The sequence below is a fragment of the Streptomyces yunnanensis genome, assembly GCF_029011865.1.
GTDB classification, from domain to species: Bacteria; Actinomycetota; Actinomycetes; order Streptomycetales; family Streptomycetaceae; genus Streptomyces; species Streptomyces yunnanensis.
In genome coordinates this window covers 4,229,437-4,249,691 of the sequence record NZ_CP095749.1, presented here as the reverse complement: position 1 = coordinate 4,249,691, position 20,255 = coordinate 4,229,437, and the positions used below count along the sequence as shown (strand labels likewise).

Genomic DNA, 20,255 nt, shown 5'->3' with positions numbered 1-20,255 from the left:
AACGCCCCGGGACGACCGGGTGGTTCCAGCTCCCTTTACTTTCTTTGCCGAATCCTGATGGCCGTGCCGGGCCCGTTCCTCGAAGGCGGCGGCCCGTTCCGACCAGGGAAACCGAGGTGAAACCGAGGTGACGGACGGCCGCGGGCGCGGGATCATGGGGGGCATGTCCGGGCCCCATGTCATCCGAGGTTCGGTCGTCCTCCCGGAGGCCGAGCTGGTCTGGCGGTTCTCGCGCTCCTCCGGCCCGGGCGGCCAGCACGTCAACACCAGCGACAGCCAGGTCGAGTTGCGCTTCGACCTGGCGCGCACGAAGGCGCTGCCGCCGGTGTGGCGCGAGCGTGCCCTGGAGCGACTGGCGGGCCGGCTGGTCGACGGGGTGCTGACGGTGCGCGCCTCCGACCACCGCTCGCAGTGGCGCAACCGCGAGATCGCGGCCGTGCGGCTGACCGCGCTGCTCGCCGAGGCCACCGCCCCGCCGCCCACGCCGCGCCGCAAGACCCGCATCCCGCGCGGCATCAACGAGCGCCGGCTGCGCGAGAAGAAGCAGCGCGGCGACACCAAGCGGGGCCGCTCCGGCCGCGATTGGGGCTGACGGCGGCGCCCCTGCCCGGCGCCCGGCCGTCCCGCGCCGGGCCCCCGAGCCGGACCGCCCCGCACAGGGCCGCTACATCGGGCCCCCGTTCACCCCAGCTGCCGGTACTTCCCCCGGAAGTACGTCAGTGGACCGTCGTCCTCCCCGGACGTGGTCGTCGCCAGGACACGGCCGATGACGAGGGTGTGGTCCCCGGCCACCACCCGCTGCTCGGTCCGGCACTCCAGCGTCGCCAGCGCGCCCTCGATGAGCGGCGCACCGGACGCTTCGCCCGTTACGGATGGAATGTCCTGGAAGAGCAGCCGGTCGCTGATCCGGCCCTTCATGGCGAATCGCGCCGCTACCTGCCGTTGGTGGCCCGACAGCACCGAGACCGCCCACAGCGGCTGCTGCGCCAGCAGGTCGTCCATCCGTGAGTCGTTGCGAACGCTCACCATCACCAGCGGCGGATCGAGCGACACGGAGAGGAACGCCGTGGCGGTCATCCCGACACCCTCGCCGCGCGGTCCGGCGTCCGGATCGTGGGCGGTGATCAGCACCACGCCGGCGGCGAGGCGGGACAGCGCGGCGCGGAACTCGTCGTCACTCACCCCAACAGCATGCGCGATCGACCCGTCGCCCGGCAGGGAGGCGAGGGCGACGGTGGGGGCGGCGGTGGCGGCGGAGCCGGCGGCCGGGGTGGTGGCAGGAGTCTTCGTGAACACGCCACGAACGCTAACGCCGCTCGGGCGGGGCGCGCATCGGGCCTCCGGACCACTCGCGTCCTAGGTCCCGCGGCGGAGGCGGCGGTCGGCGGGCCAGGGGTGTGGATCACGCCGCGGGGTGGCCGGAATTTGCGTTCAGGAAGTTTTCAGGGGGTGTCCGAATGCCGTTCGCGCGCGCGGATGAGCCCCTGGTCGGCGATCCGTAACGGCCCGTCACTGGTTGTGACTTGAGTCACATGGGCCGCTAATTGTTGACCCTGTGTACCGAGTGAACAGCTCACTGTGATTCAGTGAGCGTGGAATCGGACGACGAAGAAACCGGTGGAGTTGCTGTCGAGGTCTCAGGGAGAGCGAGCGATGGAGACCGAGTCGGAGCCCTATGTCCGTCTTGCGACCCTGCGGCAGCTGCACCAAGTGGTCGCCGAACTGAACACCGCACGCAGCCTTGCGGACACCTTGCAGTGCGTCGCCGACGGGGCGATCGCCGGGCTCGGCTACGAGCTCGCCGCGGTCAACCTCGTACGGCAGGACGGTGATCTCGTGGTCGCCGCGGTGGCCGGCAGCGCGGGCGCGGAGGCGCTGATGGCCGGGCGGGTGGGCTCGCGCGCCTCATGGGAGCGCCGGCTGTCCATGGGGGAGCGCTGGGGCGAGCTGTGCTTCATCCCGTACACCGAGGGCTGGGTGCTGGACGACGACGACGTGCCGCAGTGGCACACCGCCGGGCCGGCACCGCGGTTCCCCGACGAGTGGCACCCGATGGACCGCCTCTTCGCGCCCATGTACACCGCCGCCAACGGCAACGGCGAACTGCTCGGCGTGCTCTCCGTGGACCGGCCGCGCAACGGCCGGCGCCCCGGCCCCTGGGGCCAGGAGGCGCTCCAGATGTACGCGTTCCAGTCCGCCATCGCGATCAGCAACGCCCGGCTGCGGGCCAACATGCAGCGGGCGCTGGTCCGCCTGGAACGCGAGCAGCAGGCGCTGCGGGCGAGTGAGGAAAGCTTCCGGCAGGCGTTCGAGTACGCGCCGAGCGGAATGGCCGTCGCCGAGATGGGCGGCGACCAGCACGGACGACTGCTGCGCACCAACGACGCGCTGTGCCGGCTGCTGGGCCGCCCGGCCTCCGGGATGCGCCGGCTGTCGTTCTCCGACATCTGCCACCCCGAGGACATCGGCACGCTGCTGCGCACCTCCGCGGAGGGCGGCCGGGCCGAACTGCGGCTCCAGCGCCGGGACAGCACCTACGTGTGGGTCTCGCTGCGCAACTCGGTGGTCGCCGACACCACCGACGGCCCCCGCTACCTGCTCACCCACGTCGAGGACATCGAGGAACGCAAGCGGCACGAGCTCCAACTCGCGCACCGGGCCAGCCACGACTCGCTGACCGGCCTGCCCAACAGCGCCGAGCTGCGGGCCCGGCTCTCCGCCCGGCTGTGCTCCCGCCCGCCGAGCGCGCTCGCCGACGCCTACGCCGCCTCGGGCGGCGGCGCCGACCCGCGCGCCCCGCACGGCTTCGTGGGGGACGGCTCGGAGGCGTTCGAGGGGCTCGACGGCTTCGAGGGCGAGCCGACGCCCCGCGGCGCCCTCCCCTTCGACCACCACGTCCACCTCTCCGCGCTCGCCGACGGCGCCGAGGACGACGGCGCCAAGGGCCTCGCGGTGCTCTTCTGCGACCTGGACGGCTTCAAGTCGATCAACGACCGCTTCGGCCACAACACCGGTGACGCGGTGCTGATCGAGGTCGCCCGCCGGCTGACCAGCGGTGTCCGCGACGGCGACACCGTCGCCCGGCTCGGCGGCGACGAGTTCGTGGTGCTCGCCGACGGGCTGGGCACGGCCGACGCCCAGGACCTCGCGGTCCGGCTGCGGAACGCGATCATCCCGCCGATCCGGGTCGAGGGCCGGGCCGTCCGGGTCGGCGCCAGCTTCGGCATCGGCTGGGCGAGCTGCGGGATGACGGCCGAGGAGGTGCTGGAGTCGGCCGACCAGCGGATGTACGTCGAGAAGCGGCGGTCGAAGAGCGGCCGGCGGGCGGCCGGCTGAGCCGCCCGCGACCGCCCGGCACCGGCCGCCCGGCCCGATGCCGCGCATCTCACACCCGCGGTGTCCTGCCTGGGCATCGCACGTTCACCGATCTGTAGCGATCTTGTGAACCTCCGGGGACGGCGTGGCCCGGCCCCGACGGGGTAGGCTGCGCCGATGCGGCGCGGCGGCGCCGGGAGGCCCGAAAGAGGCAGTTCGCGCGGAGCCCCGCGCACGCGTACGGACGCGCACAGACGCGTAGAGACCGCTTGGGAGTGACACGGAATGACGGCCGGCAACAACGGCGCGGACACGCCGGAGAACGACGACCCCTTCGCCCACCTGTACCGCTCGGAGGGCGGCGAGGGCGGCGCGGGCGCGTCGGGCGCCGGCACGCCGCGGCAGCCAGGCGTCCCGCGAACCTCCTACAACCAGGTGCGCACGGTCGGTGAGCGACAGTACGGCACCCCGCAGGGCCAGCCCGGCTACGGCCGGCAGAACCCGCGCTCCGCCTCCGCGCACTACGCGGCCCCCGAGACGCTGCCCGGCGGCGGTGCCGCCGACCGCACCCGTCCGGTCCCGATGGCCCCCGAGCCCCGCAAGAGCCGCAACGGCCTGCTGATCGGCGCGGTCGCGGTGGTCGCGGTGGTGTGCATAGGCATCGGCGCGGCAATGCTGACCAACTCCGGTCAGTCCAAGGACGAGAACGGCGCGAAGAACCCGGGCCCGACGGCCGCGGATTCGGTCGAGCCCAGCAAGCAGCCCTCCACCAAGCCCACCCCGGGCGCCCTTCCCAAGGACGACGCGGGCGCGCTGCGCCTCGAAGGCGGCGCGACCACCGCCAAGGACGTCCCCGGCGCCCGCACCGCCAGCGGCTCGTACGTCGCCGGCATGAACACCCCCGGCGCGTCGGCCACTTGGACCCTCGACGTGGACACCGCCGGCCAGTACAAGCTCTGGGTCGGCTACGGCGTGCCGGGCAAGGACGCCAACCTCACGCTCAACATCAACGGTCAGGCGCTGACCCGGCCGATAAGCCTGCACAACTTCGCCCACGCCCCCGAGGGCGCCTGGGACAAGGGCTGGACCAAGTCCTGGTCGCTCATCCAGCTCAACAAGGGCACCAACACCATCAAGCTGTCCTGCGAGAACGGCAACCAGTGCGAGGTCAACCTCGACCAGGTCTGGCTCGACCGGCCCTGACGGCGCCGCACCCCGCAGGACGGGGCCGGCGGTCCCACCCGAGGAGCGCGGCCCCGAGGGGCGCTCAGGCCACCGCGGGACGGTCCGTCACCACCACGTGGGGCAGCAGCTCCTGATAGGTCGTGGCGTCGAACTCGCCTGCGGCGGGGGCCCGTACGGTCGCGGCGGACAGCGCCACCGCGCGGCACAGCCGGTCCGGCCAGGGCAGCTCCTCGACCAGTCCGGACAGCAGGCCGGCCACCGCGGAGTCGCCGGCCCCGGTGGGGTTGCCGGCGAACCGACGGGGCGGGGTGGCCTGCCAGGCACCGTCGGCGGTCACCGCGAGCATCCCGTCCGCGCCGAGTGAGGCGGCCACCGCGTGGGCGCCGCGGCGCCGAGCGTCGCGGGCGGCCCGCAGCGGTTCGGTGCTGCCGGTGAGGGCGGCCAGTTCGTCGGCGTTGGGCTTGGCGAGGTCGGGGCGGGCGGCCAGGCCGCGGCGCAGCGGTTCGCCGCTGGTGTCCAGCAGGACGGGGACCCCGGCGGCGTGGGCGGCGCGGGTGAGCCGGGCGTAGACGTCCACCGGGACGCCGGGCGGCAGGCTGCCGCAGAGCGCCACCGCCCGTGCCTCGCCCAGCAGTTCGCGGTAGGTGCCGAGGAAGGCGGCCCATTCGGTCGGGGAGACCGTCGGGCCCGGCTCGTTGAGCTGGGTGGTGTCGCCGGTGCCGGCGTCCACGACGGCGACGGTGCGGCGGGTGGCGCCGCCGACCGGGACCAGCGCGTCGGTGACGGCGGTCTCCTGGGCGAGCAGGGCGCGCAGCGCCTCGCCGGTGCCGCCGCCCGCGAAGCCGGTGGCGACCGTGCGGTGGCCGAGCGCGGCCAGCACCCGGGCGACGTTCAGGCCCTTGCCGCCGGGGCGTTCGGCGACCTCGGTGACGCGGTGCGTGGTGTGCGGATGGAGCCGGGGGACGCGGTAGGTGATGTCCAGGGCGGCGTTCAGCGTGACCGTGAGGATCATGGTCTCCCCTCCGGGAGGAGGCCGGCCGGACGGCCGTGGGTGAGGGCCCCGCGTTCCGCGGCGGCATACGGACAAGTGCGCGAGCGATCATGCCATCGCGGACGGCCGTAGGCCCAGACCCGGGTCGGCCACCCTGCCCGGCCCGGCCGCCTGGACGGCGGTCGGGCCGGGGGTGCCCCCGGCGGTAGCGGGGAGTGCCGGTCCGGTCGGTCAGACGCCGGGCGGGCGGCGCAGCCAGGAGCCCTGCCGCAGCACGCCCACCACGTCGTGGGCGGCGTCCAGGACGACCAGGTCGGCGTCCTTGCCGGCCTCCAGCGAGCCGGTCCGGTCGGCGATGCCCAGCAGCCGGGCGGGGTTGGCGGAGAGCGCCTGCACGGCCTGCTCGACGGTGAGGCCGTCGAGGGTGACGGCCCGTTTGAAGGCGCGGTCCAGGGTGAGCGTGGAGCCCGCGATGGAGCCGGCGGTGGGGCCCTCGCTGATCCGCGCGACGCCGTCCTTGACCTCGACCCGCATGGGGCCGAGCGGATACATCCCGTCGCTCATACCGGCCGCCCCCATCGCGTCGGTGATGAAGGCGACCCGTTCGGCGCCCGCCGAGCGGAACGCCATCTGGAGGATCGCCGGGTGCAGATGGGTGCCGTCGTCGATCAGCTCGACGGTGATCCGCTCGTCCTCCAGGAGCGCGGCGACCGGGCCGGGGGCACGGTGGCCGAGCGCGGGCATCGCGTTGAACAGGTGGGTGGCGACGGTGGCGCCGGCGTCGATGGCCCGGCGGGTGGCGTCGTAGTCGGAGTCGGTGTGGCCGATCGCGGCGATCACCCCGGCGTCGGCGAGCAGCCGCACGGAGTCCAGCCCGCCCGGCAGTTCGGGGGCGACGGTCATCATCGCGGCGGTGCCGCGGGCGGCCTCGACCAGCCGGCGGACGTCGGCGGGGTCCGGGTCGCGCAGCAGCTCGGGCTGGTGGGCGCCGCAGCGGTGCGGGGAGATGAACGGCCCCTCGAAGTGGATGCCGGCCAGGTCGCCCTGCTGCACCAACTCGGCCAGGACCGCGGCCTGTCGGGCCAGGTCGTCCAGGTCACCGGTGACGGTGGAGGCCACCATCGAGGTGGTGCCGTGCCGACGGTGGGTGTCGACGACGGTCAGGCACTCCTCGGGGTCGGCGGACGAGAAGGAGCCGCCGCCCCCGCCGTGCACGTGCAGATCGACGAAGCCGGGGACGATCAGATGCCCCGTCAGGTCGAGGACGGTCGCGGTGTCGTCGTGGAGGTCCTGCGGCTCGGTCGCGTCCGGCGACCGGCCGCGGTCCTTGTCGCGACTGTGGACGGCGGTGATCCGGGTGCCCTCGATGGTGATCCGGCCGTGGTCGGTGACGCCGGAGGGCCGGGCGATCCGGGCGCCGGCCAGGATGGTGCGCCCGGCGTCCGAGGGCCGTCCCGCGGACTGTTGCTGTGCCATCAGGCGGTTACCTCCGTGGAGAGAAGATCCCAGGCGAGCAGTCCTGCGCCCAGGCAGCCGGCGGCGTCCCCGAGGGCCGCCGGGACGATCGTGGGGAGCTGCTGGAAGGTAACGCGCGCGCGGACCGCCTCCCGCAGTGGCGCGAACAGCGTGTCGCCGGCCTCCGCCAGCCCGCCGCCGATGATCAGCATCCGCGGGTCGAGCAGGGTGAGCCCGGCGACCAGGCCGTCGGCGAGCGCGTCCACGGCGCCCTGCCAGACCTCCCGGGCGCGCGGGTCGCCGGACTCCACGGCCTTGGCGCAGTCGGCGGCGCCGGCCCGCGGATCGCCGCAGACCGCGGCCCAGTCGCGGCCCACCGCCGCGGCCGAGGCCACCGTCTCCAGGCAGCCGCGCTGACCGCAGCCGCAGGTGTGACCACCCGGCCGGACGACGAGGTGGCCGATCTCGCCGGCGCTCCCGTGGGCGCCGGCCTCGATGCGGCCGTCGAGTCCGATGGCACCGGCGATCCCGGTGCCCAGGGGGACGAACAGGAAGCGGTCGGCGTCCCGGCCGGCGCCGATCCGGCCCTCGGCCAGGCCGCCGGTGCGGACGTCGTGGCCGAGCGCGACCGGTACTCCGCCGAGGCGTTCGGAGAGCAGCGCCCGCATGGGCACGTCCCGCCAGCCGAGGTTGGCGGCGTAGACGGCGGTGCCGGTGGTCTCGTCGACGATGCCGGGGACGGCGACGCCGGCGGCCAGCGCGGTGCTGCCGAACCGCTCCCGGCCGACGTCGCGCAGCTCGGCGGCGAAGCCGAGGATCGTCTCGACGACCGCCTCGGGGCCGCGGTCGCGCCCGGTGGGGCGCCGCGCCTCGTACAGGAGGGTGCCGTCCGCCCCGGCGAGGGCGGCCTTCATTCCGGTGCCGCCCACATCAAGGGCGATGACGTGTTTCACGGGGGACAGTGTCGCGCGATCGGCCAATAAAGGTCTAGTCCACTCACCGTGCTGATCACCACGTACCGCACGTCACCCACCGCTCGCCGGCGGTCGGCCGTAGCCGGACGCCGCCGCCCGCGTCCGGGCACGGATACGCGCCGGTAGCCTCTGTGTTCAGCCCTCCCGCGGGCCTGTGACCTGCGCAAGGGGCGGGCCGATACGGAAGGTGGGGGGAGGGTGGTGTAGACCTTGTGGGGGACGGTGGAGAGATCCGCTGTTCTGCGTCGATCGCGGGCGATCCCCGAGACGGCGGAGGGAACACCCGCAAGCACGGAATTTTCGGGACAAAGGGGCGGTAACAGCGGTGCGACGGCGGTACGTGAGCCTGGCGGCGGCAGGACTGGCCGCCACCATGACACTGACTCTCACCGGCTGCGGCAGCGGTTCCGGGGGCAAGGACGTCGCCCTCACGCTGATCGCCGCGGACTACGGCGACAGCAAGGCCAACAGCTCGCAGCACTACTGGGACGGACTCGTCCGCGCCTTCGAGGAGCAGAACCCCGGCATCAAGGTCGACGTCAAGGTCTACAGCTGGACCGACGTCGACAAGAAGGTCGAGGAACTGGTCGACTCCGGCAAGGCCCCCGACATGGCGCAGGTCGGCGCGTACGCCGACTACGCCGCCCGCGGCAAGCTCTACGGCGCCGACGACCTGCTCTCCATCCCCGTCCAGGCCGACTTCACCCCCTCCCTCGCGGAGGCCGGCGAATACCAGCGCAAGCAGTACGGCATGCCCTTCGGGGCCAGCACCCGGCGCCTCTTCTACAACAAGAAGCTGTTCGCCGCCGCCGGCATCACCGCGCCGCCGCAGAACTGGAGCGACATCCTCAGCGACGCCCAGGCGCTCAAGGCGCACGGCGTGAAGATCCCCTTCGCGCTGCCGCTCGGCCCCGAGGAGACCCAGGCCGAGACGCTGGAGTGGATGCTCGCCGGCGGCGGTGACTACACCGATCAAATCGGCAAGTACACCATCAACTCGCCCGAGAACGTCAAGACCTTCGAGTGGCTCCAGAAGGAACTCGTCGGCAAGGACCTCACCGGAGGCGACCCCGCCAAGCTCAACCGCGAGGACGCCTTCGCCGGCTTCGCCGACGGCAACGTCGGCATGCTCAACGGCCACCCCACCCTCATGAAGCAGGCCGAGGCCAAGGGCATCGACTACGGCACCGTCGAACTCCCCGGCACCACCGGCAAGGCGAAGGCCACCATGGGAGTCGCCGACTGGATGATGGCGTTCAAGCAGAACGGCCACCGCACCGAGGTCGGCAAGTTCCTGGACTTCGTCTACAGCAAGAAGAACGTCCTCACGTTCTCCGCCGACTACAACCTGCTGCCGGTCACCAGCTCCGCCTCCCAGGCGATGCTCGCCGACGACCGCTTCAGCAAGCTGCACGGCTTCCTCAACCAGCTGCCCAGCGCCCACTTCTACCCGTCCAACAAGACGTCCTGGCCGCTGGTCTCCAAGACCGTCAAGTCCCGGATGGGCGCCGCGGTCGGCCCGCAGGGCAATCCCTCGGCGACCCTCACCGACATCCAGAACATCGCGGACACCGCCGACAACTCCACCGAATAGCGCCGCCCGCGGGCCCGGCGGACCACCCCCGGGCCCGCGTCTGCGGTGGGCTTATCGTGGGAAGCAGACGACGGACGGTGGAGTGGGATGACGGACGGCACCGATGCGGGCACCGAGCGCGGGCTCTCGGCCCGTGACGAGGCGGTGCTCGCCGTCGAACGCCGCTCCTGGCCCGGCCCCGGCGCCAAGGAACGCGCCATCCGCGAGCAGCTCGGCATCTCCCCGACCCGCTACTACCAACTCCTCAACGCCCTGCTCGACGACCCCCGGGCACTGGCGCACGACCCGGTGACGATCAACCGGCTGCGCCGCGTACGGGACGCGCGGCGGGCACGGCGCTGACCCGGCCGCCCTCCCGTCACCCGACCTCCACCCCCGGAAGACGGCGCTGCGCGCCGAACCGCCCTCCCGTCACCCGACCTCCACCCCCAGAAGACGGCGCTGCGCGCCAGGCCGCCGTGTTGATGCGCCCGTACACCCGGCGTGCGCCCGTGTCCCGCCGGTAGGGTCGGCGTCATGGGCACCCCGAACGCCGCGCCACCTCCCGAACCAGCGCCGGACCCCGCGCCGGCGCCGCCCGCCGTCCCGATCCCGGACGCCCCCGCCGGCCGGGCGGGCCTCGCCGCCCTGCTGGCCCACCCCGAACGTGCCGTCGTCGCCCTCGACTTCGACGGCACCCTCGCCGACATCGTCCCCGACCCCGCCAAGGCCCGCGCCCACCCCGGCGTCCCCGAGGCCCTGGCCCGACTCGCCCCGCACCTGCGCGCGATCGCGGTGATCACCGGCCGTCCGGCCGGCGTCGCGGTCCGCCTCGGCGGCTTCGACGGAGTGCCGGGCCTGACCCACCTCGTCGTCCTCGGCCACTACGGCGCCGAGCGCTGGGACGCCGCGACCGGCGCCCTGCACGCCCCCGCCCCGCACCCGGGCATCGCCGCCATACAGGCCGAACTCCCCGGCGTACTGGACCGATCCGGCGTCTGGCACGGCACCTGGGTCGAGACCGCCGTCGAGCGCAAGGGCGGGCGGGCCATCGCCGTGCACACCCGCCGCGCCGCCGATCCGCAGCGCGCCTTCGAGCGGTTGCGGGAACCGCTCACCGCGCTCGCCGAGCGGCACGGCCTGATCGTCGAACCGGGCCGGCTGGTGCTGGAGCTGCGCCCGCCCGGGATGGACAAGGGCGTCGCGCTCGCCGAGTGGGTCGCGGAGACCGGGGCCGCCGCCGTCCTCTACGCCGGCGACGACCTCGGCGACCTGGCCGCCTTCGCCGCCGTCGAGAAACTGCGCTCCGACGGCACGGCCGGCGTCCTGGTGTGCAGCGGCAGCAGCGAGGTCACCGAACTCGCCGAGCGCGCCGACCTGGTCGTCGACGGCCCGAAGGGCGTGGTGGCCCTGCTCAACGCCCTCGCGGACCACATCGAGAACCCACCACAGGAGCCGGACGGGCCGGACGAGCCGGATGGGGCGGCCGGGGCTACTCCTTGAGGCCCAGGGAGGACAGCGCCGTCGTCCAGTCGTGCGCGATGGCCTGCTGCGCCTTGCCCAGATCGGCCTTGCCGGAGCAGATGGCCGCCTTGAGCTTGTTCTCCACGCCGTCCTTGGGGTTGTTGGGCCCGGCGCCCGGCTTGTGCCCCGGGGACGGCGGCTCGACCCAGAGGTTGCGCGGGTCGTTGGGGTCGCCGCCCAGCTGGAGGCTGATGAGGTGGTCGTACTCGGCGTCGTGCGGCGAGCCGGTGTAGCCGTAGGACTTGGCGTTGGCGGTCTTCTCGCGCCCGGTGATGCTCACCGGCGGCCGGATGCCCTTGGTGTACCCGCTCTGGCAGATCGTGGTCTTCAGCGTCTGCGGGGTGACCTTGGGGTTGGTCGCCCCGGGGGTGCACGTGGGGTCGGGCAGCGGCTGCTTGTCGGCGGTGTAGCGGAAGTGGCAGGTGCCGGGCGCGGGTTGCTTCTGCACCGTGTACGCCGACTGCGGCCCGGGGCCGACGGGTATCGACCCCGACGGCGCGGAGGCGGACGCCGACCCGGACGGCGTGCCGCCCTTCGCGTCGGCGCCGCCCTTCCCGGTCTTCCCGGACGAACAGCCGGCGACCGCGGTCGCCAGGACGGTGACGGCCGCAACCGCGGCCCACCGTGCGGAATATGAGCGTGTGCTGAGGGGCATGGGAAAGGACTACCCCGTTCGGGCCCGCCGCAGCCACAACACGGGAGCGCGGGGGAGCCCCGAAGGGGCGGACGAGGCAGGACTTCGCGGAAACGTCCTAGCGCCCCCGCCGGAACCGTTCGCCGACCTCCCCCTGATCGGTCTCCCACCAGGGCCGCGTCAACTCCGGCTGCGGCACGGCCGCCTCGCCCGGCGACGAGGTCGTGGTCGTCACCGTGGACGCGGTCGTCGCGGTTGCCGCGGTTGCCGTCGTTGTCGTGGGCGTGGGCGCCGCCGTGGCCACCGCGAGCTCCCGGTCCAGCCGCTCGTCCAGCGCCCGCGTCCTGCGCCGCTCGTCGCGCACCCACTCCGCGAACACCGCGATCAGGAACGGCAGTCCGACCAGCTCGGCGATGGTCAGCATCAGCCCGCCGCCGATCATCTGGTCCTGCTGCGGGCTCGGATCCCACGGCCGGTGCTGGGACGCGTACCAACCGCCCGCGATCAGCGTTCCGCTGGTCATCACCACGATCCCCGGCACCGCGTCCACCAGGCCGTCCAGCAGCACCAGCAGCGCCCGCACCGGATGGCTGCACCACGACGGCAGCAGCTCCTGGCGGGTGAGCATCGGCAGCACGAAGAGGCTGCCGGTGACGAGCAGTTGCAGATACATCAACTCGTGCAGCGGACCGTGCCGCAGCGCGGTCGGGAAGTACGGCGTGAAGTAGATCGCCAGCTCGGAGGAGAGCACCAACACCGTGCTGACCAGCGGAAACGTCAGGAAGCGGAGGAGTCGACCGGAGAGCGCCGCGCGCAGCCGGCTGGCCGCCGGTCGCTCCTGCGGCAACGCGGCGAGCGCCAGCGACAACGGGTCGCCCAGCGCCAGCCCCAACGGCGCGATCAGGTCCAGCACGATGTTCTGCACCGCGGCCGGCCAGAACAGCTCATGGTCGTAGACCGCCAGCCCCGACATGGTGGCCAGCGCGATCGCGCCCAGCCCCAGCCCGGCGAACGCCACCGTCCGGGCCACCGGCCAGCGCTCCCCGCGCCGCGCCAGCCGCACCACGCCCCAGGCGTAGAGGCCGCCCAGGACGAGGATCAGCACCAGCGCGTACGGGTCGAGCCGCCAGCTGTCGATCAGCCGCCCGGCGGTCAGCTCCGGCAGACCGGACGCGACCGTCGTCGAAGCAAGCGTTGTCACTGTCACGGCCCACCACGCTAGACCCGCGCGTCGACGATCTACCGGCGGGGTTCCCTCTCGCCCGCCCCCGGGGCCGGCGGCCCGGCCGGCGACGGTCCGCCGGTCACTCGCCCAGCGCCTGCAACTGCTCCAGGAACCACCGCGCCGGCGGCAGCGCGGTCGCCGCCGCGGCCAGCCGGGCGGTGCGCGCGGCCCGCTCCTCGGCCGGCATGGACAGCGCGGCGTGCAGCGCCTCGGCGGTCTGCGCCACGTCGTAGGGGTTGACCGTCAGCGCGTCCGCACCGAGCTCCTCCCAGGCGCCGGCCTCCTGGGAGAGCACCAGGGCGCACCCGGCGTCGGAGACCACCGGGACCTCCTTCGCGACGAGGTTCATCCCGTCCCGGATCGGGTTGACCAGTGCCACGTCCGCCAGTCGGTACGCCGCCAGCGACCGCGCGAAGTCGTCCTTGACGTGCAGCACGACCGGCTGCCAGCCCGCCGTCCCGTATTCCGCGTTGATCTCCTCGGCGAGCGCGCCGACCTGCGCGGTGTAGTCGCGGTAGACGGCCAGGTCCTGCCGCGAGGGGTAGGCGAACGCCAGGTGCACCACCCGCTCGCGCCACTCCGGCCGGTCGGCCAGCAGCCGCCGGAAGGCCAGCAGCCCGCGCACGATGTTCTTGGACAGCTCCGTCCGGTCCACCCGCACGATCGTCTTCCGGTCGGTGCCGCCGATCTGCCCGCGCAGCGCCGCCATCCGCTCCTCGACGTCCGGCCGCCGGGAGCGCTCCCGCAGGAACTCGGCGTCCGCCCCCAGCCCATGGACCCCGATCCGGGTCCGGTGCGCCTTCCGGTCCGGCGGCACCGCGACCACGCTGGGCGCCTCGTGCCGCGGCCAGTGCGCCGTGCAGTCCGGCCCCAGCGCCCGCTCGCAGCACGCGGTGAACGCCCGCGCCCACCGCTCGGTCAGGAAGTTCGCCCGGTCGGCGCCGAGGATGCCCAGCACCAGCTGCCGCTGGACGTCGTCGGGCAGCATCGCGAAGTACTCCGGCGGCGCCCACGGGGTGTGCGAGAAGTGCGCGATCCGGACGTCCGGCCGCACCTCGCGCAGCATCGCCGGCACCAGCGCCAGGTGGTAGTCCTGCACCAGCACCGCCGCACCCGGGCTCGCACTGTCCGCCAGCGCCGAGGCGAACGCCGCGTTGTACGCCTCGTACGCCGCCCACTGGCCCCGGAAGTCGGTGTCGAACACCGGCTCCAGCGGCGTCTGGTACAGCATGTGGTGGACGAACCACAGCACGGAGTTGGCGACGCCGTTGTAGGCCGCGGCGTGCACATCCGCCGGGATGTCCAACATCCGGACGCGCTGTCCATCGGTGTCCGCCACGTCCAGCAGCCCACCGGTCCGCCGAGCCGCCTCCCGGTCGCCGTCGCCCAGCGCCGAGCACACCCACACCGCGTCGGCCCCGATCGTCGAGAGCCCCGACACCAGCCCCCCGCCACCCCGCTTGGCGCTCAGTTCACCGCCCTCTCCCAGGGCGTACGACACGGGCCCGCGGTTGGACGCGACGAGGACCTCGGCACCTGGCTGGACCGCACTGCGCTCGGAGACCATGTCGCGACATTAACCCGTCACGGATCCGCGCAAACGTACGGATCGTCCCTCAGGCCGCCCGCCGTTCCGCGTATTCCGGTATTTCGGCCATCGGCGGCCGCTCCTCGGTGTCCACCGCCGTCGTCCGCGGCACGAAGCCGTGCTCGCCGCGCTCGAACTGGGTCAGCCGGGGCCGCACCAAATGACCGCGGGCCAACCGGAGTTGGGCGGTGCGGTAGATCGCCGCGGCCATCCGGCCGAGCGCCTGGCCGCCCTGGTGGCGGTGCCTGCGCACCCCGACGTCCACCTGCGCCAGGGCGTCCAGCCCGACGGTGTGCAGCGCGTCCACCAGCAGCCCCAGCTCCACCCCGTAGCCGACCGGGAACGGCAGCCGCTCCAGCAGCGAGCGGCGCGCCGCGTACTCCCCGCCCAGCGGCTGCACGAACCCGGCCAGCTGCGGCCAGTGGAGGTTGAGCAGCGGCCGGGCGACCAGCTCGGTGACCCTTCCGCCCTGCTCGCCTCCGGCAGTCGGCCCGCCCCGGCCGGTGTCCAGCGGCCGGTCGTACATCGCCTTGACGAACTGGACCTCCGGGTCGGTCAGCAGCGGCCCGACGATCCCCGAGACGAAGGTGGACGAGAATTCCCGCAGGTCGGCGTCGACGAAGCAGACGATGTCGCCGCTGGTCACCAGCAGCGAGCGCCACAGCACCTCGCCCTTGCCGGGCAGCGCCGGGATCCGGGGCAGCACGCTGTCCCGGTGGACGACCCGGGCGCCGGCCGCCGCGGCGACCTCGGCGGTGCGGTCGGTGGAGCCCGAATCCAGCACCACCAGCTCGTCGACCAGAGGCACCTCCGCGGTCATCAGATCGGCGCGGATCGCCGCGACGATCGCACCGACCGTCGCCTCCTCGTCGAGCGCGGGCAGCACCACACTGACCGTCCGACCCGTCTGGCGCTTGGCCTCCAACAGCTGCTCCAGGGGGCGGTCCGCGGCGGACCAGGAGCGGCCGGCCAGCCAGCGCTCCACTTCTTCCAGCACGTCTACGACTCTCCTCGGCGGCCCCCCGAACGGGAGCCCGTTATGTGATCCATCTCGCGGACCGGACGACTATCTCAACGGTGAGTGCCTTCGGTTACAGTCTTGAACAACGCGGAGGACCCTCGCATGTCGGGGTCACCGCGCAACAAACGCCTGGGTTCCGCCCAGTGCCATACCGCTCATCCAGAGGGGCAGAGGGACACGGCCCGTTGAAGCCCCGGCAACCCTCCAGCCGGTCTCCGCCGCACGACAGCACAGTGCGCGCGCGAGGCTCCCGGCTAGGGAAGGTGCCAAATCCGTCTCACGGCGAAATGCGTCGTGAGGAAGATGAGGAGAAAGGGCCTCGCCTCCATGGCTGTGCAAGCAACCGAATCCACGCCTTCTGTCGCACTCGGTCCCGCCGTAGCCCTGTCCTGTCGCGAATGCGGCGAGCGCTTCCCGCTCGGTCCGATCTTCGCGTGCCAGGAGTGCTTCGGCCCGCTGGAAATCGCCTACGCGCTCCCCACCGGCGACCCCGAGGCGCTGAAGAAGCAGATCGAGGCCGGTCCCGCCAACATCTGGCGCTATGCGCCGCTGCTGCCCGTCCCCGCGGACGTGGCCGACAAGCCCAACCTCAACCCCGGTTTCACCAAGCTCGTCAAGGCCGACCGGCTCGCCGCCGAGCTGGGCGTCACCGGCGACCTCTACGTCAAGGACGACTCCGGCAACCCCACCCACTCCTTCAAGGACCGGGTCGTGGCGATCGCCGTCGAGGCCGCCCGCGCCTTCGGCTTCACCACCCTCTCCTGCTCCTCGACCGGCAATCTCGCCGGTGCGGTCGGCGCCGCGGCGCGCCGCGCGGGCCTGAAGTCCTGCGTCTTCATCCCGCACGACCTGGAGCCCGGCAAGGTCGTGATGGCCGCGGTCTACGGCGGAGACCTGGTCGCCATCGAGGGCAACTACGACGACGTCAACCGCTTCTGCTCCGAGCTCATCGGCGACCCGCTGGGCGAGGGCTGGGGCTTCGTCAACGTCAACCTCCGCCCGTACTACGGCGAGGGCTCCAAGACGCTGGCGTACGAGATCTGTGAGCAGCTCGGCTGGCGGCTGCCGGACCAGCTGGTCATCCCGATCGCGTCCGGCTCCCAGCTCACCAAGATCGACAAGGGGCTGAAGGAGCTGATCGCCCTCGGCCTGGTCGAGGACAGGCCCTACAAGATCTTCGGGGCGCAGGCCGAGGGCTGCTCGCCGGTGTCCGCGGCCTTCAAGGCCGGGCACGAGGTCGTCAAGCCGCAGAAGCCGAACACCATCGCCAAGTCGCTGGCGATCGGCAACCCGGCGGACGGCCCGTACGTGCTCGACATCGCGCGCCGCACCGGCGGCGCCGTCGAGGACGTCACCGACCCGCAGATCGTGGACGCGATCAAGCTGCTGGCCCGTACGGAGGGGATCTTCGCGGAGACCGCGGGCGGCGTGACCGTCGGCGTGACCAGGAAGCTCATCGAGAACGGCGTGCTGGACCCGTCGCTGACCACCGTCGTGCTGAACACCGGCGACGGCCTGAAGACCCTCGACGCCGTCGCCTCCGGGCCCACCGCCACCATCCGGCCGGACCTGGACGCGTTCCGCGCGGCCGGCCTGGCCGGCTGAGCCGTCCCTCCGCCCGTCCCGTTCCGCACCCCCCGTACCTCCTGGAAGGCAGCACCATGAGCGTCAAGGTCCGCATCCCCACCATCCTGCGCACGTACACCGGCGGCGAGGCCGAGGTCACCGCCGAGGGCGCGACCCTCTCCGAGGTGATCGCCGACCTGGAGAAGAACCACCGGGGCATCGCGGCCCGGGTGCTCGACGACGCGGGCAAGCTGCGCCGCTTCGTGAATGTCTACATCAACGACGACGACGTCCGCTTCGAGCAGGGACTCCAGACGCCGACCCCGGAAGGCGCGGGCGTCTCTATCATCCCGGCGGTCGCCGGAGGCTGCTGATACGCCCGACGACTGTCCGGTGCGGCGCGATATGGATCGTATTCGCGCCAACTCTTTGCCGGTAGTGACCGGAAATTGCCCCGTCCGAGCTAAACGGACGGGGCAATTCCGTGTTGTGAAAGGCGATACCATTGGGGCGATCCCCCTCCGGTTATCTCCGTGTGCATGCCGAACGCATATGAGATCGCGGTGACTTGTGCGCAAGTTGTGTGCGCGATTTGTCGTCTATGCCACTTATTCCCGGCCCGACTTGGCCTGAGATAACGGGATTTGAGCGCATACAGCCGTTTCCCTGGCGCAAGAATTCTCGTCCGATTGACCTGTTGCGCTGGGCATTGGTCCAGATACATTCAGCGGCGGTCGACGCGTTCCGGCGCACACCCCACGGGCCATTCCGGGGGGTGAGGTCTGACCCGGGTCCGCGGAGTGCGGTCCTGTGCAAGGGCCAGTAATAGGGGAGTTAGGCATGGCTCAGGGCACCGTCAAGTGGTTCAACGCGGAGAAGGGGTACGGCTTCATCGCGGTCGACGGTGGTGCGGATGTTTTCGTCCACTACAGCGCGATCCAGATGGACGGGTACCGCACCCTGGAGGAGGGTCAGCGGGTCGAGTTCGAGATCTCGCAGGGCCAGAAGGGGCCACAGGCGGACATGGTCCGGGTCACCGCCTGAGGCGGCGGCCGACTGCATCGTTTCGCGGAAGGCCCGCATCCCCGAGTACGGGGTTGCGGGCCTTCTGTCGTTCCCGAGGGGTCGCGCGCGCCTCGCGGGCGCGCGGGCGCGCGCGGGCGGAGGCAAGGGGCGGTGAGCAGGGGGCGGCGCCCGTCTCGCGGACGGGGCCCGACCCTCTCGCGGGCGAGCGGCACACCGCCCGTCAAGCACCTCTACCCACCCCCGGCCCGAGTGTCACCACCATGGGAGACATCTCCGGAGCCGCTTGCACTCGATGGGTGCGAGTGCTAATCATTGCGTTAGCACTCTCCCCGTGAGAGTGCTGAATACGGACCGGGTCGGTGAGGCCCGCACGCCAGGTGGGGCAAGGAACCACACGGCATGCAGGCCGTCCGTCGCGGGCGCCAGCGCGGTCCGAGCTTTCCTCCCCCGAGCTCAACTCCGTTCGAGCGAGGGGGTACCCCCATCAGCCCGGAGGGACCACTTCACATGGCCAAGATCATCGCGTTCGACGAGGAGGCGCGGCGCGGCCTTGAGCGCGGTATGAACCAGCTCGCCGACGCCGTCAAGGTCACCCTCGGCCCCAAGGGCCGCAACGTCGTCCTTGAGAAGAAGTGGGGCGCCCCCACGATCACCAACGATGGTGTTTCCATCGCCAAGGAGATCGAGCTGGAGGACCCGTACGAGAAGATCGGCGCCGAGCTGGTCAAGGAGGTCGCGAAGAAGACGGACGACGTCGCCGGTGACGGCACGACGACCGCGACCGTCCTGGCCCAGGCGCTGGTCCGCGAGGGCCTGCGCAACGTCGCCGCCGGTGCCAACCCGATGGCCCTGAAGCGCGGCATCGAGAAGGCCGTCGAGGCCGTCTCCGGTGCGCTGCTCGACCAGGCCAAGGAGATCGAGACCAAGGAGCAGATCGCCTCCACCGCGTCCATCTCCGCCGCCGACCCGCAGATCGGCGAGCTCATCGCCGAGGCCATGGACAAGGTCGGCAAGGAAGGCGTCATCACCGTCGAGGAGTCCCAGACCTTCGGTCTGGAGCTGGAGCTCACCGAGGGTATGCGCTTCGACAAGGGCTACATCTCGGCGTACTTCGCGACCGACATGGAGCGCATGGAGGCGGCGCTCGAGGACCCCTACATCCTCATCGTCAACTCCAAGGTCAGCAACGTGAAGGACCTGCTGCCCCTCCTTGAGAAGGTCATGCAGTCCGGCAAGCCGCTGCTGATCATCGCCGAGGACGTCGAGGGCGAGGCCCTGTCGACCCTGGTCGTCAACAAGATCCGCGGCACCTTCAAGTCCGTCGCGGTCAAGGCGCCCGGCTTTGGCGACCGCCGCAAGGCCATGCTCGGCGACATCGCCATCCTCACCGGTGGCACCGTCATCTCCGAGGAGGTCGGCCTCAAGCTGGAGAGCGCCGGTCTCGACCTGCTCGGCCGCGCCCGCAAGGTCGTCATCACCAAGGACGAGACCACCATCGTCGACGGTGCCGGTGACAGCGAGCAGGTCCAGGGCCGGGTCAACCAGATCCGCGCCGAGATCGAGAACAGCGACTCGGACTACGACCGCGAGAAGCTCCAGGAGCGCCTCGCGAAGCTGGCCGGCGGCGTGGCCGTCATCAAGGCCGGTGCCGCGACCGAGGTCGAGCTCAAGGAGCGCAAGCACCGCATCGAGGACGCCGTTCGCAACGCGAAGGCGGCCGTCGAGGAGGGCATCGTCGCCGGCGGTGGCGTGGCCCTGCTGCAGGCTTCCTCGGTCTTCGAGAAGCTGGAGCTGGACGGCGACGAGGCCACCGGTGCCGCCGCCGTGAAGCTGGCCCTGGAGGCCCCGCTCAAGCAGATCTCCGTGAACGCCGGCCTTGAGGGTGGCGTCATCGTGGAGAAGGTGCGCAACCTGACCCCGGGTCACGGCCTGAACGCCGCGACCGGCGAGTACGTCGACATGATCGCCGAGGGCATCATCGACCCCGCCAAGGTGACGCGCTCCGCGCTGCAGAACGCCGCCTCCATCGCGGCGCTGTTCCTCACCACCGAGGCCGTCATCGCCGACAAGCCGGAGAAGGCCGCCGCGGCCGCTCCGGGCGGCATGCCGGGCGGTGACATGGACTTCTGATCGACCTCTGGTTGATCAACGTCCGCTCGTTCGCCGGGGCGGTACCCC

At 72.3% G+C, this 20,255-nt stretch carries 18 protein-coding genes and 1 riboswitch; of the genes, 10 read left to right on the top strand and 8 right to left on the bottom strand.

The genetic code is table 11. The features are described from left to right. The first annotated feature begins 163 nt into the window (after positions 1-163). Positions 164-592 (top strand): alternative ribosome rescue aminoacyl-tRNA hydrolase ArfB, encoded by a 429-nt coding sequence (gene arfB, locus MOV08_RS18130; RefSeq protein WP_039641046.1) that lies wholly within the window; start codon positions 164-166, stop codon positions 590-592. 89 nt (positions 593-681) lie between these two features. Here the strand turns inward: arfB and MOV08_RS18125 are convergent, their stop codons facing one another. Next, on the bottom strand, positions 682-1,296 hold the full coding sequence (locus MOV08_RS18125; RefSeq protein WP_239010077.1) for a flavin reductase family protein: 615 nt from the start codon (positions 1,294-1,296) through the stop codon (positions 682-684). A gap of 357 nt (positions 1,297-1,653) precedes the next feature. Here MOV08_RS18125 and cdgB point away from each other — a divergent pair, with 357 nt between their 5' ends. Together cdgB and MOV08_RS18115 are read left to right on the top strand one after the other, a co-directional pair. Then, positions 1,654-3,336: a diguanylate cyclase CdgB gene (gene cdgB, locus MOV08_RS18120; protein ID WP_275308113.1), complete on the top strand. Its 1,683-nt coding sequence runs from the start codon at positions 1,654-1,656 to the stop codon at positions 3,334-3,336. 264 nt (positions 3,337-3,600) lie between these two features. Beyond that, positions 3,601-4,518 carry a carbohydrate-binding protein gene (locus MOV08_RS18115; RefSeq protein ID WP_039633829.1) on the top strand — a complete coding sequence of 306 codons (918 nt, stop codon included), beginning with the start codon at positions 3,601-3,603 and terminating at the stop codon, positions 4,516-4,518. 64 nt (positions 4,519-4,582) lie between these two features. Here the strand turns inward: MOV08_RS18115 and MOV08_RS18110 are convergent, their stop codons facing one another. The 3 genes from MOV08_RS18110 to MOV08_RS18100 form a co-directional block, all read right to left on the bottom strand. Beyond that, positions 4,583-5,512, bottom strand: a complete 930-nt coding sequence (locus MOV08_RS18110) for a 1-phosphofructokinase family hexose kinase (protein ID WP_275308112.1) — start codon at positions 5,510-5,512, stop codon at positions 4,583-4,585. A 210-nt stretch (positions 5,513-5,722) separates the two neighbouring features. Further along, positions 5,723-6,967, bottom strand: coding sequence for an N-acetylglucosamine-6-phosphate deacetylase (nagA, locus tag MOV08_RS18105; RefSeq protein ID WP_039633823.1), 1,245 nt, complete (start codon positions 6,965-6,967; stop codon positions 5,723-5,725). After that, the gene (locus tag MOV08_RS18100) at positions 6,967-7,899 is read right to left on the bottom strand and encodes an ROK family protein (protein WP_102926552.1); all 933 of its coding nucleotides are present in this window, start codon (positions 7,897-7,899) and stop codon (positions 6,967-6,969) included. The genes nagA and MOV08_RS18100 overlap by 1 nt, the downstream gene beginning before the upstream one ends. A gap of 346 nt (positions 7,900-8,245) precedes the next feature. Here MOV08_RS18100 and MOV08_RS18095 point away from each other — a divergent pair, with 346 nt between their 5' ends. The 3 genes from MOV08_RS18095 (at position 8,246) to otsB (ending at position 10,996) form a co-directional block, all read left to right on the top strand. After that, positions 8,246-9,514: an extracellular solute-binding protein gene (locus MOV08_RS18095; RefSeq protein ID WP_039633818.1), complete on the top strand. Its 1,269-nt coding sequence runs from the start codon at positions 8,246-8,248 to the stop codon at positions 9,512-9,514. An 87-nt stretch (positions 9,515-9,601) separates the two neighbouring features. Continuing rightward, positions 9,602-9,856 carry a DUF3263 domain-containing protein gene (locus MOV08_RS18090; protein ID WP_039633817.1) on the top strand — a complete coding sequence of 85 codons (255 nt, stop codon included), beginning with the start codon at positions 9,602-9,604 and terminating at the stop codon, positions 9,854-9,856. Positions 9,857-10,030: 174 nt separating this feature from the next. Then, complete coding sequence (gene otsB, locus MOV08_RS18085; RefSeq protein WP_039633811.1) at positions 10,031-10,996, top strand: trehalose-phosphatase; 966 nt, start codon at positions 10,031-10,033, stop codon at positions 10,994-10,996. Here the strand turns inward: otsB and MOV08_RS18080 are convergent. The 4 genes from MOV08_RS18080 to MOV08_RS18065 all read right to left on the bottom strand — a co-directional run bounded on the left by MOV08_RS18080 (position 10,986) and on the right by MOV08_RS18065 (position 15,461). Continuing rightward, a complete protein-coding gene (locus MOV08_RS18080; protein ID WP_039633809.1) occupies positions 10,986-11,672 on the bottom strand; it encodes a hypothetical protein in 687 nt (228 codons plus the stop codon). The genes otsB and MOV08_RS18080 overlap by 11 nt on opposite strands. Positions 11,673-11,769: 97 nt before the next feature. Continuing rightward, the gene (locus MOV08_RS18075) at positions 11,770-12,858 is read right to left on the bottom strand and encodes a cytochrome c oxidase assembly protein (RefSeq protein ID WP_275308110.1); all 1,089 of its coding nucleotides are present in this window, start codon (positions 12,856-12,858) and stop codon (positions 11,770-11,772) included. Between the two features lie 97 nt (positions 12,859-12,955). After that, complete coding sequence (locus MOV08_RS18070) at positions 12,956-14,443, bottom strand: alpha,alpha-trehalose-phosphate synthase (UDP-forming) (RefSeq protein ID WP_275308108.1); 1,488 nt, start codon at positions 14,441-14,443, stop codon at positions 12,956-12,958. A gap of 49 nt (positions 14,444-14,492) precedes the next feature. Then, a complete protein-coding gene (locus tag MOV08_RS18065; RefSeq protein WP_039633800.1) occupies positions 14,493-15,461 on the bottom strand; it encodes a glucosyl-3-phosphoglycerate synthase in 969 nt (322 codons plus the stop codon). Positions 15,462-15,637: 176 nt separating this feature from the next. Beyond that, positions 15,638-15,795, top strand: a riboswitch (SAM riboswitch). Positions 15,796-15,812: 17 nt separating this feature from the next. On the opposite strand from MOV08_RS18065, the gene thrC reads away from it, so the two are divergent. From thrC to groL, 4 genes are all read left to right on the top strand, one after another. Next, positions 15,813-17,090 (top strand): threonine synthase, encoded by a 1,278-nt coding sequence (gene thrC, locus MOV08_RS18060; RefSeq protein WP_039633797.1) that lies wholly within the window; start codon positions 15,813-15,815, stop codon positions 17,088-17,090. A 56-nt stretch (positions 17,091-17,146) separates the two neighbouring features. Continuing rightward, the gene (locus MOV08_RS18055; RefSeq protein ID WP_039633796.1) at positions 17,147-17,425 is read left to right on the top strand and encodes a MoaD/ThiS family protein; all 279 of its coding nucleotides are present in this window, start codon (positions 17,147-17,149) and stop codon (positions 17,423-17,425) included. Positions 17,426-17,891: 466 nt separating this feature from the next. Then, complete coding sequence (locus MOV08_RS18050; RefSeq protein ID WP_004986573.1) at positions 17,892-18,095, top strand: cold-shock protein; 204 nt, start codon at positions 17,892-17,894, stop codon at positions 18,093-18,095. Positions 18,096-18,584: 489 nt separating this feature from the next. Then, complete coding sequence (groL, locus tag MOV08_RS18045) at positions 18,585-20,207, top strand: chaperonin GroEL (protein ID WP_275308107.1); 1,623 nt, start codon at positions 18,585-18,587, stop codon at positions 20,205-20,207. The last annotated feature ends 48 nt before the right edge of the window (positions 20,208-20,255 follow it).

Excerpts from the sequence above, each read along its gene's own strand:
- arfB (WP_039641046.1), top strand. The coding sequence starts at position 164 with ATGTCCGGGCCCCATGTCATCCGAGGTTCGGTCGTCCTCCCGGAGGCC.
- cdgB (WP_275308113.1), top strand. The coding sequence starts at position 1,654 with ATGGAGACCGAGTCGGAGCCCTATGTCCGTCTTGCGACCCTGCGGCAG.
- MOV08_RS18115 (WP_039633829.1), top strand. The coding sequence starts at position 3,601 with ATGACGGCCGGCAACAACGGCGCGGACACGCCGGAGAACGACGACCCC.
- MOV08_RS18110 (WP_275308112.1), bottom strand. The coding sequence starts at position 5,512 with ATGATCCTCACGGTCACGCTGAACGCCGCCCTGGACATCACCTACCGC.
- nagA (WP_039633823.1), bottom strand. The coding sequence starts at position 6,967 with ATGGCACAGCAACAGTCCGCGGGACGGCCCTCGGACGCCGGGCGCACC.
- MOV08_RS18090 (WP_039633817.1), top strand. The coding sequence starts at position 9,602 with ATGACGGACGGCACCGATGCGGGCACCGAGCGCGGGCTCTCGGCCCGT.
- otsB (WP_039633811.1), top strand. The coding sequence starts at position 10,031 with ATGGGCACCCCGAACGCCGCGCCACCTCCCGAACCAGCGCCGGACCCC.
- MOV08_RS18080 (WP_039633809.1), bottom strand. The coding sequence starts at position 11,672 with ATGCCCCTCAGCACACGCTCATATTCCGCACGGTGGGCCGCGGTTGCG.
- MOV08_RS18070 (WP_275308108.1), bottom strand. The coding sequence starts at position 14,443 with ATGGTCTCCGAGCGCAGTGCGGTCCAGCCAGGTGCCGAGGTCCTCGTC.
- thrC (WP_039633797.1), top strand. The coding sequence starts at position 15,813 with ATGGCTGTGCAAGCAACCGAATCCACGCCTTCTGTCGCACTCGGTCCC.
- MOV08_RS18055 (WP_039633796.1), top strand. The coding sequence starts at position 17,147 with ATGAGCGTCAAGGTCCGCATCCCCACCATCCTGCGCACGTACACCGGC.
- MOV08_RS18050 (WP_004986573.1), top strand. The coding sequence starts at position 17,892 with ATGGCTCAGGGCACCGTCAAGTGGTTCAACGCGGAGAAGGGGTACGGC.
- groL (WP_275308107.1), top strand. The coding sequence starts at position 18,585 with ATGGCCAAGATCATCGCGTTCGACGAGGAGGCGCGGCGCGGCCTTGAG.